10 protein-coding genes are annotated in these 12,150 nt (G+C 53.4%); all 10 read right to left on the bottom strand.

What is annotated here, in order from left to right; all coding sequences use genetic code 11:
* Window positions 1–24 precede the first annotated feature (24 nt).
* The 10 genes from BLW59_RS04960 to BLW59_RS04915 all read right to left on the bottom strand — a co-directional run bounded on the left by BLW59_RS04960 (window position 25) and on the right by BLW59_RS04915 (window position 12,147).
* Complete coding sequence (locus tag BLW59_RS04960; RefSeq protein WP_318258334.1) at window positions 25–1,089, bottom strand: HD-GYP domain-containing protein; 1,065 nt, start codon at window positions 1,087–1,089, stop codon at window positions 25–27.
* Window positions 1,090–1,232: 143 nt separating this feature from the next.
* Complete coding sequence (locus BLW59_RS04955; RefSeq protein WP_074696699.1) at window positions 1,233–2,972, bottom strand: sensor domain-containing diguanylate cyclase; 1,740 nt, start codon at window positions 2,970–2,972, stop codon at window positions 1,233–1,235.
* Window positions 2,973–3,151: 179 nt separating this feature from the next.
* The gene (fliD, locus tag BLW59_RS04950; RefSeq protein ID WP_051650422.1) at window positions 3,152–3,985 is read right to left on the bottom strand and encodes a flagellar filament capping protein FliD; all 834 of its coding nucleotides are present in this window, start codon (window positions 3,983–3,985) and stop codon (window positions 3,152–3,154) included.
* Between the two features lie 42 nt (window positions 3,986–4,027).
* The gene (locus BLW59_RS04945) at window positions 4,028–4,696 is read right to left on the bottom strand and encodes a hypothetical protein (RefSeq protein ID WP_051650423.1); all 669 of its coding nucleotides are present in this window, start codon (window positions 4,694–4,696) and stop codon (window positions 4,028–4,030) included.
* 315 nt (window positions 4,697–5,011) lie between these two features.
* Complete coding sequence (gene pfkA, locus BLW59_RS04940) at window positions 5,012–5,977, bottom strand: 6-phosphofructokinase (protein WP_029545716.1); 966 nt, start codon at window positions 5,975–5,977, stop codon at window positions 5,012–5,014.
* A gap of 198 nt (window positions 5,978–6,175) precedes the next feature.
* Entirely contained in the window at window positions 6,176–7,000 is an 825-nt protein-coding gene (manZ, locus tag BLW59_RS04935) for a PTS mannose transporter subunit IID (protein ID WP_029545718.1), read from the bottom strand.
* Window positions 7,001–7,018: 18 nt separating this feature from the next.
* Window positions 7,019–7,825 carry a PTS mannose/fructose/sorbose transporter subunit IIC gene (locus BLW59_RS04930; protein ID WP_037377074.1) on the bottom strand — a complete coding sequence of 269 codons (807 nt, stop codon included), beginning with the start codon at window positions 7,823–7,825 and terminating at the stop codon, window positions 7,019–7,021.
* 268 nt (window positions 7,826–8,093) lie between these two features.
* On the bottom strand, window positions 8,094–8,570 hold the full coding sequence (locus tag BLW59_RS04925) for a mannose/fructose/sorbose PTS transporter subunit IIB (protein WP_029545721.1): 477 nt from the start codon (window positions 8,568–8,570) through the stop codon (window positions 8,094–8,096).
* 2 nt (window positions 8,571–8,572) lie between these two features.
* On the bottom strand, window positions 8,573–9,004 hold the full coding sequence (locus tag BLW59_RS04920; protein WP_029545724.1) for a PTS sugar transporter subunit IIA: 432 nt from the start codon (window positions 9,002–9,004) through the stop codon (window positions 8,573–8,575).
* A 344-nt stretch (window positions 9,005–9,348) separates the two neighbouring features.
* Window positions 9,349–12,147, bottom strand: coding sequence for a sigma 54-interacting transcriptional regulator (locus BLW59_RS04915; protein ID WP_074696697.1), 2,799 nt, complete (start codon window positions 12,145–12,147; stop codon window positions 9,349–9,351).
* Window positions 12,148–12,150: the final 3 nt, after the last annotated feature.

The raw sequence follows: 12,150 nt of genomic DNA, 5'->3' as shown, positions 1-12,150 counted from the left end.
CTGCTCAAAGCAGGCTTTTTGCATTCACTTCGGATTATACTCAATAATCTTCAGCTCCGGGTGCTCATTGAGGTTCACCAGCTGCTCCTCCTCATTGCTGATGATGGGCAGCCCCGCATAATCCTTGGGATAAGCGGCAATGACCCCCTTTGTGCCGTCATTCAGCATGACCCTGGACCCCAGGAAAGCATCCGTGATATGAGTGAGCACTGGCATGCATACTCCGGGGTCAAGGATGGTGAACATATGCTCAGTGATATAGGCGATGGCAGTGAAAGGAGTTTCCTTCACGAAGCCCTCCCGCTCCGTGGTGATATTGTCGTAGATATCCGCCACGGCGATGATGCGGGCATACTCATGTATATCCTGCCCCGTAGAACCAAAGGGGAAGCCTGAGCCATCCATGCGCTCGTGGTGCTGCAGCACCGCCAGCTTCACGCCGTCAGAAAGGTTGGGAATAGAATTGACCACCTGCTGGCCATCCACTGTATGCCTGATATACTCCTCGTACTCCTCAGCAGAAAGCTTGGAAACGTGCTTGTCCAGAAGCTTCTGGGAGAATCTTGTCTTGCCAATATCGTGCAGGAAGCCCGCCAGAATGATATCCTGGGTCTTGGCCCTGTCAAAGCGCATCCACTTGGCAATGACCCCCGCCAGAATAGACACCCTCAGGGAATGATTGTAAATGTCGCTGGCCAGATGATTCAGCTCATAGAGATAGTCAATGGCCCCGCTGTTCTTGGCCATGGGCGCCACATCATTTTCAATGATGGCATGAGTTTCCTCCACAGGCACCGCACCAGTCTTGTTGGTGTCCTCGAAAATGCGCTTGGCGCTGTCCACCACCCCTTCATACTCCTGCAGGAAGGCATTGCTCTGATTGAAGATGGAAGTGGCCACCAGATAGTTCTGGCTCAGTTCGTATTCGTCCTTCACATAGACAACAGGTATATTGAGAAACCCCAGGCGGGTGATATGCGCCTTGGTCAGCAAGGTATTTTCAGACAGCACCACAATCATCTCGTCATTGGTCACAGTCCTTGCCAACGTCATGCCAGGCTTCAGATCTTCCACTGATACTGCACGCACGATAAATCCCCTCCTAAAATCCGCCCTTCTTTTAGGGTATAATTCTACCTTTGGTGATTAAAACCTGCCGCAGAGAAAAATAAAGCTCCCCCTGCAGGCATGCAAAAAAGCCGTCCCTTCACGAAGGAAGAAACGGCTTGATATCAGCAATACAGTTCCGGCAGCTTGCCGCCCTCCAGCCTTACGCAGTTGCGCCCGGCGTTCTTCGCCATATAGAGGGCCTGGTCCACCCGCTTGAAGATGGCCTGGAAGCTGTCCACCCGGCCGTGCCAGACGGCCACGCCAATGCTGCAGGTCACGTCCAGCCCGCCCAGCTTCCGGCTGGAAACCAGGCGGCGCAGCTTCTCTGCAAAGTCCATGGCCTCCTTCATGCTGAGATGAGGACAGAAGACCAAGAATTCCTCGCCCCCCCAGCGGATAAAGGGCTTGTTCTTGTCCAGAACCTGGCGTATGACGGCGGTGAAATCCTTCAGCACCTTGTCACCTGTGCTGTGCCCAAACTCGTCATTTATCCGCTTGAAATGGTCAATATCCAGCAGCAGCACAGACATGGGCAGATGCTCCTTCTGGCTTGCAGCCAGGCTTTCCCTGGCCAGTTCCTCCAGGCGCTGGCGGTTGTAGCAGCCTGTGAGGGGATCCCTTTCTGCTCGTTCTGCCGCCACAGCAGCCTCATATTCCAGGTCGGCCTGCCGGGCAGCCATCTCCCGCTGGTAAGCCAGCTGCCTGCCGATAATCACGAAGATGAAATAGCAGAAAGCCAGTACCGCAAAGGGAGTCACATAGCTGTAACTGTTCCAAAGGCGGAAATGCCCGGCCAATCCATCTGCCACGCCGCAGAGAGTGAAGGCTGCCACAGAGGCCAGGAGAGCCCTGGCCCGGTAGTCACCCTTCTTCCCCTTGCGCCAGAGCCACAAGGCTGCTGCACTCTCACAGATGAGCAGCAGGGGATAATACACCGCCATCATCCTGTTCATCAATTGGAACCCCAAAGCCTCCCCTGTCATGGCAATGACGAAGAGCAGTACCTGTACCCCCACCACCAGATCCATGTGGGTACCAGGCTCCCCTTTCAGCATCTCATAGACAATGAGGTTGGCAGAAATGGGCAACAGATAGGCCAGTATGCTCAGGGAATACCACCAGAACACCGGCGCATCAAAAATGAACATGGTGAGCTTGGTGGCACAGAGCAGCCACAGGGCAAACACCCCGAGGAAGCCCACAATGGCAAAGTAAAGCTTCCTGGCCTTCCGGGAAGTGAAATGATGGTAAAGCAGCATGATGACCATCAGCAGCAGGCACACGGGAATGGCCATGAGATTGGGCACATCATGCCAAAAGAGGGTCTGCACCGCATCCATTTCCGTAGTGAGCTCAAGATTCTCCACCCTGCCCAGCTGATAAGGGGAATTAGAATAGAGCTCAAAGGTAAGCTGGGTTGGAGCATAGAACTCCGGCAGCACTACAATGTGCCAGCGATAGCCATCCCCCAGGGGCACATCCCTGAAATGGCCGTATTCATAGATAAGCCTTTCCCCCAGCCACAGCCTCACAGACTCATTGGTGGTAGAAAAGGTCAGGGTGTTGTTCTTCACATCTGCAGGAGAGATGGTGCGGGAGATAGTCGCCCAGTGCAAATCCCCACTGACAGGAGTGCTGCTCCCCGGGCAGTCAAAGGGCTGCCAGCACTCGGAGACCAATCCCGGTTCAGCCAGCCAGTCTTTATCAGTAATGCGCTCGTAAGCCTGTGGTACCATACCGGGACGATAGAGCCACGGTCCCTGCCAGGCTGCCGCCTCTGCTCTTGCAAGACAGCACACCATTGCCATCAGCACCATCAGTGGCACTATTTTCGCTATGCTTTTATGCCATCTCACATTCATCCAAAAACCTCTGCTTCTATTTAGGACAAAAGTCCTAATCGATTTCATTTTATTTCCTCTTAGTCTACTCTTATCCAGCGGCAAAGTCAAGGATATATATCCTTAAACCTTTCTTGCACCTGACAAAAAATATCCCGGCTGGAAACAGCCGGGAATATGATTTGGGGCTGGGGAAGTATTCAAAACATCATATTGACAAAGTTGCCCATGTTCGCATAGCTATGAAGCTGGAGAAGGGAATTGCCGCTGTAAACGCTGGCCTGCTTGAGCTGCTTGCCAAACATACTGTCTACGGAGGGGAAGAGCTTGTCTTCCTGGCCCTTGGCGAAGTTCACATGGTTCTCCGCCTTGCCGGTGAGGCCGTCCTTGCCCAGGATATTCTCCACCCGGCCGGGGGTGTCCTGAATAGCCTTGGCCAGCTTTTCCTCATCCACGGTGATCTTGCCATCGCTGCCCACAGTGAGGCCGATCTTGGCATAGTTTTCTGCCCGGGCAGTGGTGTCACCAAAGACAGAAGCCATGTGGGACATTCGCTTGGACACATCACCATACTCCTTGAAGAGACCAATGGCAGAATTGTAGTCGTCCACGAACTTGCCCACAGTATCCAAGGCTTCCTGCATTGACTTGCTGTATTCGGTCTTCTGGCTCGTGGTACCGTCCTCTGCTGTGACGGTCTTCTGGGTGATGGCATTTTCTCCTACATCGAGATTCAGTTTCTTCATATCCTTGATGGATTCAGAGAGATCCTTCATGGTGGAACCGAACTCTGCCTTGAATTCCTTGGCAGCGCTGTCGTAGCTGGCAAGGAGCTCACGCTTGCTGCTGCTGACCTCGGAAACTCCGGCCATCATGGCACTGGCGCTGCTGCTGGCACTGCTGCCATAATTGCTCCAGATATCACTGGACTTCGAGCTGCTGGCATAATCTGTGCCAAACAGGGACAGGCCGTTGTTCTGGGCCATGGTCAGCATCGTGTAGGTGTTGTTTGCCATTGAGCTGATGGTAGCCATAAATCATACCTCCTTTCCCTGGATTTTTGATTGATATGGCTGCTACTCCGACTTGCCTTCATCTTCTGCCGTGCCCGTGAGCTTGGCATAGAGTTCATCGAAGCGCTTGGTTATCGCATCATGGGTATCCTGGGTGATCTGAGGCATCTTGTCGGTGCCCATAGTGTCCTTCCAGGCAACGCCTGCCTGCTTGAAGCCTTCTTCTACAGCATCCTGCATAGCCTTGAGCTTTTCAGGGTCATCCCCTGCGATAGCCTTGGCCATGTCAAAGATGCGGTCAGCCACGGCATCCACAGAATACTCGCCGCCCTCGGCCACAGCTGCAGCCGCTTCTTCGGGGGTGGTGCCCACGGCGGGCAGCCCGAACTTGGAACTGTCAATCTGCAGGTCGCCAAAAGCCAGCTTGCCAATGCCCTCGTCCAGCCAGCCCTGAAGCTTGGCGTTGTTCTCAGTCAGTACGGAAATCATCATCTTGTAGGAGTTGTCAATGCCCTGCTGCAGGATATCGATCTGCTCCGCAGTCAGGCCCTTCACAGCCTCCCCATGGTTTTTCGCCGCATCCGATACATTCACCTCATAAGCGCCGGCAGGAGCCTGAGTCTCTTGCTGAGTCTCAACGGCTTTCATGCCTGCTGCCGCCCCATTGCTCCCCTGTTTCACATTCAGGGTGCTTAGGTTGGTGGATACGTTCACCATCGTATTAACATCCATGTTAATAACCTCCTTTTCTTCCCTTGAAAGCAGTAGATCTTCCCGAACTCCCCACAGGCCCCATAGGAAAAATGCTGAAAAGCACATTCACTCACTATCTATATCGTAACCTTGCCAGGAAAAGTTAAGTGTTTGATAAAAAATTTTTGCCCTCAGGGAATAAACCGCCGAGGGCAAAAATTGCTATGTCTAAACTGTATGCTATGCTAAGGCGTTCGAGGCACAGGTGCAGCAGCGCTTCACTTGAAATCTTGCCTGCGGCAAAGTTTTACACGTTCCGCTTATGCTGTGCCTGTGTCCCTCACTCACGTATGCTTACGCCAGCACGCGGGACAGGCGCACAAGCTCAGGGTCAAGGGTCTTGGTGTTGTTGACAGCATCGAAGAGGTTGACACCTACTACCTTGCCCTCGTTGAAGCCGAAGACCAGGTTGGTAGCACCGGAGATGATGGCCAGAGCAGCTTTCTCGCCCAGCATGGAGGCCTTCATGCGGTCCTCCACCGTAGGAGAGCCCCCACGCTGGATATGGCCCAGCACAGAGACACGGGTGTCGATGCCCGTCTTCTCCTCAACCACCTTGCCCAGGCCCACACCGGAGCCTGCGCCCTCCGCGATGACGATGATGCTGTAGCGCTTGCCTGCATCGTACATGGCCTTGAGCTCATGGCACATCTCATCCAGGTCGTACTTCACCTCAGGCACCAGCACATACTCGGCGCCGCCGGCGATGCCTGCCATCATGGCCAGCCAGCCGGAGTTGCGGCCCATGACCTCTACCACCATGATGCGGCGGTGAGCAGAAGCCGTGTCGCGGAGCTTGTTGATGGCATCCACGATGGTGTTGGCAGCAGTGTCGCAGCCGATGGTGTAGTCCATGCCCCAGACATCGTTGTCGATGGTGCCCGGCAGGCCTACGATGGGAATGCCCGTTTCCTTGGACAGGAGAGAGCCGCCGGTGAGACTGCCGTCACCGCCGATGATGACCAGGCCCTCAATGCCGTGCTTCATCAGGTTGTCAAAGCCCTTCTTGCGGCCCTCGGGAGTCTTGAACTCCATGGAACGGGCAGTGCCCAGGAAGGTACCGCCGCGCTGGATCATGTCGCTGACGCTGCGGCTGTCCAGCTCCACGATTTCATCGTCCAGCATGCCCTGATAGCCGTTATAGATGCCGTAGACACCCACGCCCTCGCTGAGAGCAGTGCGGACCACAGCGCGGGCAGCAGCATTCATGCCCGGGCTGTCACCGCCAGAAGTCATTACGGCAATCGCTTTCTTGATCATTTGAAACATCTCTCCCTATATTATAGAAACTGATTGATTGGTTGCTGTTTCTTTCCCTTGCCTCTATTTTACAAAAACAGACTGGAAATGTAAATGCCTAAATGGGCAAACCCACGTGCGAAGTCTACATTAAAAGAGCGGCAGGCATTCGCCCGCCGCCCATAAAATCCCTTCCGGATATTCTGTTTTATGCCAGAATTACTTCACGTTCATGATGCCCAGAGCGAAGCAGATGATACCCAGAGCGAAGAGACCGAAGATGATCCAGATAGCGTTGACCTTCTTCTTGAGAAGACCCATGCACATGAAGGTCAGGAGCAGGGGAACGAGGCCAGGCATCAGGCTGTCCAGGATGCCCTGAACAGTGGTGACCACGTGCTCGCCCTTGGCGTTGGTGATTTCGGAAACCACGATGGGGATGTTGACGCTGGTCCATTTGTTGACCAGTGCGCCCATGACGAAGAGGCCCAGGATGGAAGCACCCTCAGTGAGCTTCTGCAGCTTGTTGCCAGCCACGTCCTGCACGATATCGGTACCCTTGGAATAGCCGTAGCTGATGCCGTACCAACGAACCAGCAGGCGGACCAGGTTGAAGAGCACGAAGAAGATGATAGGACCGAGGAGGCTGCCGCTCATAGCGATGGAAGCACCGAGAGCTGCAGTGATAGGACGGAGAGTACCCCAGAAAATCGGGTCGCCCACGCCGGCCAGAGGGCCCATCATACCGACTTTGATACCGTTGATAACGCCGTCGGGAATGTCAGCACCATTGGCCTTCTTCTCCTCCATAGCGGCGGTGATGCCGATGATGGGAGCGGTTACGAAAGGCTGGGTGTTATAGAACTCCAGGTGGCGCTTCAGAGCCTGCTTGAGTTCCTCGCCCTCATAGAGGCGCTTCAGGATGGGGACCATGCCGAAGCAGTATCCCAGACCCTGCATACGTTCCATGTTCCAGGAAGCCTGCAGGAAGTTAGAGCGGACAAAAGCCCAGAAAAAATCAGACTTAGTAAGTTTCTTTTCCATTATCTTCCTACCTCCCCATTAATCAAGTTCGTCGTCCATGTCGCTGGCAGATGCAGCAGCAGCGGCAGCAGGTGCAGCTTCCACAGCCTGATACTTAGGATTGAGCTGGATGTAGACGATAGCAGCCACGAGGCCGATAACGCCCAGAGCAACCAGGTTGAAATCCGTGAAAGCAGCGACAACGAAACCGAGGAAGAAGAAAGGCATGAGGTAATCTGCGCCCATCATGTTGATGACCATTGCATAACCTACGACCACGATGAAGCCGGAAGCAACCTGCAGGCCGCCGGTGATGACCGGGGGAAGAGCTGCCAGCATGCTCTGGACAGCATCAGTGCCGACAGTCATAGCAACGATGACAGCGGGAACGCCAACGCGGAGGCCCTGGAAGACCAGAGCGAGATAATGGCAGAGGTCGATGCCGAAGGTAGAGCCCTTCTCAGCATAGCCGTCAGCCCAGTGCTGGAAGACCACGGATACAGTCTTACAAATGATAGCCAGAACCTGACCAGCAGCAGCGATAGGCATAGCGATAGCGATACCTGTGGAGATGTCCTGATGACCAGCCACAACCAGGATGGTAGAAATGACAGAAGCCAGAGCTGCGTCAGGAGCGATAGCTGCGCCGATGTTCATCCAGCCCAGAGCCATCATCTCAAGGGTACCACCGATGATAATACCTGAAGTCATGTCACCAAGGATAAGACCGGTTGCCGTGCAGGCAATCAAGGGGCGGTGAGTCTGGAATTCATCCAAGCAGCTGCCCATACCGGCAATGGTTGCGAAGATGAAAACTAGAAGAATTTGGATTCCACTGATTTCCATTGTGTTTTCCCTCCATTGATTCTCTTACATTATATATAACTTCCCATATTTCAAGAGACTATGTCTCTCAGAAACCTTGCTAATTCGCTCACATCTGACGTTATGTCAACGCTACGCTTTTGACACAATATCAGCTGCTCGCTTGCGTTAGCACTACCTTGTAAGTGAGGGGCGCAGGCACAGCATAAGCGAAACGCGTGAAATATTTCCGAAGGAAAAATTTCAAGTGAAGCGTTGCTGCGCCTGTGGCCCGAACGACTTACCAAGCTTACTTCAGCACATCCATCAGCATAACCTTGGAATCCGTATCAACCTTGCGGATCTCAAGCTCGATGCCCTTCTCGTTGAGCTTCTTGAAAGCTTCGATGTCCTTGTCATCCACGGAGACAGCGCCAGTGATCTGGTGCTTGCCTTCCTTGAAGCTCATGCCGCCGATGTTGACGCTCTTGATGTCAACACCATGCTCAACCATGTAGAGAACGCTGGTGGGGTTGGTGAAGAGCAGCAGGCACTTCTCGTTCTCATACTTGGGGTTGTTGTAAACACGAACAGCCTTCTCCAGGTCAACCACGTGGCTCTTGATGCCAGCGGGAGCAACCTGCTTCAGAAGAGTGGCGCGGATGGTATCCTTGGCAACGTCATCATCGCAGACGATGATGCGGCTGCAGCCGGTAACCTTGGACCAGACAGTTGCCACCTGACCATGGATAAGACGGTCATCAATGCGTGCAAGTACGATATTCATGATTAAAGTTCCTCCTCGTCATCATCGGAAATAGAGCTGGCATGGAAAGTCTGGGTGCCGTTCTTGCCGGCATCCACAGCCTTCTGCATGAGATCCTTGATATCAGAACCATCATCCATGAGCTGAGCACTGCACATCTCGATGAGCATGGGCAGGTTCACGCCAGTGACGATGCCATAGTTTTCGTTGCTGATTACCAGACGGCAAGCTGCATTGTAGGGGCTTCCACCGAACAGGTCGTTCAGGAAGAGCACTCCGCCATCGCAGTCAAGCTCCTTGATAGCAGCTTCATACTTGGTCACCACATCATCGGGGCCCTCACCGGGGATAAGGGTCACGGCGCGAACGTTCTTCTGCTCGCCGCAAATCATCTCGCAAGACTTAACCAGTTCCTGAGCGAAAATGCCGTGGGTACCAACAATGATTCCAAACATTTTGTTACCTCCTTGAAATAAACACAAAACCTACATCATTGAATGAATATGATTGCTTTTGGCCTTTTTTGCCTTACGCCCTTATATATTGCAAGCAGCGTGCCAACTTTGTGTATTAAACGAAAAAAGTCTGGAAAGCCTTGAATTTACAGATTCTTTTCATGCTTCAAAAACCGCCGTCAATACAGTAATTTCGTTTTTGATACACTTTGATACTAAAAAAAGCTCTTTTGATACGCTCTTTTTTGTATCGCAATAAAAAAATACACTATGACATTTGTCATGGCATAGTGTATTTTCTGTATCATATTTTCGCCTTATCAGCCTCATTTATGCATCTTATCCTAGAGCATATTGGCCATAAAGTAATACTCATCCTCGGAGAAATGCAGTTTCAGGCTGTCTTCAAAGATGCGGGCGGCCTTTTTTATCGCCTCGAGTTTAACTGTATCAACTTTGCTCTTATCCTCTTTGTACTGCAATGGCGACCTGGTGACGATGCGCTCCAGGGCGCAGCCGCAGTGTACCAGCAGGCGTATTTTCAGAGGATTTGATAGATGTAGTTTCAAATCTTCTTCTAATTGTCGGTCAAACTCCAACAGCACTCCCATGACCTTGGCGGGGTTCAGATAGGTGAGGAACTTCTGCAGGGACTCCTCGCATAGCTTCTGCACCACCATATTGCCCTTTTCCTTGGGCACCATGGCAATCTCGCTGTCCAGCACCAGCTCCGTCAGCATTTTCTCCCCGGAGCCGTCTATGAGATGTTCCAGGGGAATGAAGGGAATAGGTGCCGAAGGCTTCTTCATGCCCACGGCGGCGATGATGTGGTAATCCTTGGCCAGATCCTCCAAAGTTTCATCCAGTTTCACCAGCCCCACGGGAATAACCTCGATAGCCCGGCCGGCATGGTGAAGGATGTCCTCCACCAAAGCCTTCAGCTTCATGGCCGCCCCCTGGCCTGTGGTGCAGATGGTGACGATAGCCTCTGGCTTGCCGTCCACCTCCCGCCGCCGGCCGCCTGCATCCACGCTGTCATACCCCCTGAAACTTCTCAGGGATTCGTAGATGCTGTCAAGGTCCATGCCTGCAATATCCACTTTCCGCATGGCTTCCAGAATCAATGGCGTAGAAACCATATCCAGGGTGCGCACAGGTATCTTCAACCGCTCGGAGATAATGGAGCCGATGTTGCAAAGTGAGCCCATATCTGCCAGTATCAATACTCCACGGCGGCAATCCATAGCCCGGAGCATGGCTGTCATCTGCTCCATTATCTGCTGTGGCCCCGTTTCCAAAGGCATATCCACCGCAATGATATTTATATCGGAAGAACTGAAGAGCTTCTGGGCCACTTCTACCATAGAAGTGGCGGTGCTGGTACCGTGAGTGGCCACGATAATGGAAACCCTGTCGCTGAGGTCATCATCCTCTGCAGATTCCAACAGCAGGGCGATGTATTCAATCTCCACTCTTGGCACTTTGAGGAAATAATGAGCCTCAATCTTCTCCCCTATCTCCATGGCCACCTGCAGGCACAAGGAATCCTGGGGCACTGCCCCCTCGATTTCCGCCGTGTAGGGAATGACCTCCTTGGCCTTGATGCGCTTCAAAAAAGCCGAAAGATGCAGGCTGAAGGCATAGAGGAAGCGGTCACGGTAGCTGCGGTTCATGCGCTTTTGCACGAAAAGGGCAATCTGCTCCGCAAAGTCCACCAGGGAAGCATCTACAATCTTCAACAGCCGCTCCCGGGTGGTCATATTGACAGAATGCTTCTTATTATATAGTTCCTTCACATACACATTCACATCCGTGGCCACGATCTGCTTGATGAGGTCAGCACTGATGCCCTCATTCCGCAGAAGAGCCACCTTGTCCTCCACCACCTGATAGAGATTGAAGGAGGCAGGCCCCTGCTCCTCGTCACTGGTGGCCTTCTTGCCCCCTGCAGGAGAAATCACCAGCGGTTCTGCAATATACTGAGCCAGCTCCGCCAGAGCCTGACGGTTGGATGACAGGGTCAGGAGGCCGTCCTTCAGCCCCTCCGGCAGCATCTTGAAATCCACCTCGATAAAATCAGGATTATCAATGCCATTCAGAAAGGCCTGGGCGCACAGCAACTTGATATTCGACTTCAGCTGCCCCACATTGCCGCTGCCGATGCTGCCGATGAGAGCCTTCACCGATTCCACGGTAATGCGGACAGGTTTTTTCACCCGCTGGGCCTCTTCCTTGAACAGCAGCTTGATAATGTCTATTTTCTCCACCAGGCTGCGCTCAGACAGGGGCTTGATCTTGATGATATTGGGAATGCGCCGCACAAAGGTCTTGGTCAGGGCCGAATCAGGGTCCTCGGTGGTGGCCCCTATAATCAGCACTTTGGCCTTACGGGAGCGAGTAGTCTCTCCCAGCCGGTTGAAGGTGCCCGTATCCATGAAGTAGAAGATCATCTCCTGGCCCTCAGGCGGCAGGCGGTGAATCTCGTCCAGGAACAGGACGCCACCGTCCGCTTCTTCCACCAGTCCAGCCTTGTCCTTGTCCGCCCCCGTGAAAGCCCCTTTCTGATGGCCGAAGACGTGGGAGATAAGGAGCTGGGGATTGTTGTAGTAATCCGCGCAGTTAAAGGTCACGAAGGGAGCCTCGGCCCCGAAGCGGTGCATGGCCTTGCCATAAGCAAACATCATATGGGCAAAGAGGGTCTTGCCTACACCAGTCTGACCCACAATCAGGGTATGAAGCCCATCAGGCGGGTAAAGGATGGCGGCTTTCGCCTGCTCCACCTGCCGTGAGAGGCTGCGCTCTGCCCCAATGAGCCGGGCAAAGGGATTGACCTCCTCCTCCGCTGCCTCAGGGCTCTGGCATTCGGATACATCAAGATACTGGCAGGGTCCCTCCCCCAGCTCCGTACCCAAAATCTCCTCCAGGGCAGCCTTATCAAAATACTTCACCGGCCGCCCCCGGAACTTCACGATCCTGTCCAGGCGGTGCAGCTCATTGAGCTCCTTGGAAACATTATTGCGCAGGATGCCCAAAGCATCAGCTATCTCCTGGGCATCCAGCCCGATAGCCCCCTGCAGCTCCTCCTTCTTCTGGCTCAGTGAATACTCCCGTATATACTCATATATCTTCTCGCTGCGTTTCAAAAT

Origin of the sequence: Selenomonas sp. KH1T6 (assembly GCF_900108415.1) — a bacterium.
GTDB classification, from domain to species: Bacteria; Bacillota; Negativicutes; order Selenomonadales; family Selenomonadaceae; genus Selenomonas_B; species Selenomonas_B ruminantium_A.
This window is presented reverse-complemented; position numbering and strand designations above follow the sequence as displayed.

What these genes read in the sequence shown, in the direction of transcription:
- BLW59_RS04925 (WP_029545721.1), bottom strand. Translation starts at nt 8,570, where the DNA reads ATGAATATCGTACTTGCACGCATTGATGACCGTCTTATCCATGGTCAG.
- BLW59_RS04920 (WP_029545724.1), bottom strand. Translation starts at nt 9,004, where the DNA reads ATGTTTGGAATCATTGTTGGTACCCACGGCATTTTCGCTCAGGAACTG.
- pfkA (WP_029545716.1), bottom strand. Translation starts at nt 5,977, where the DNA reads ATGATCAAGAAAGCGATTGCCGTAATGACTTCTGGCGGTGACAGCCCG.
- BLW59_RS04955 (WP_074696699.1), bottom strand. Translation starts at nt 2,972, where the DNA reads ATGAATGTGAGATGGCATAAAAGCATAGCGAAAATAGTGCCACTGATG.
- BLW59_RS04930 (WP_037377074.1), bottom strand. Translation starts at nt 7,825, where the DNA reads ATGGAAATCAGTGGAATCCAAATTCTTCTAGTTTTCATCTTCGCAACC.
- BLW59_RS04945 (WP_051650423.1), bottom strand. Translation starts at nt 4,696, where the DNA reads ATGGATGTTAATACGATGGTGAACGTATCCACCAACCTAAGCACCCTG.
- manZ (WP_029545718.1), bottom strand. Translation starts at nt 7,000, where the DNA reads ATGGAAAAGAAACTTACTAAGTCTGATTTTTTCTGGGCTTTTGTCCGC.
- fliD (WP_051650422.1), bottom strand. Translation starts at nt 3,985, where the DNA reads ATGGCTACCATCAGCTCAATGGCAAACAACACCTACACGATGCTGACC.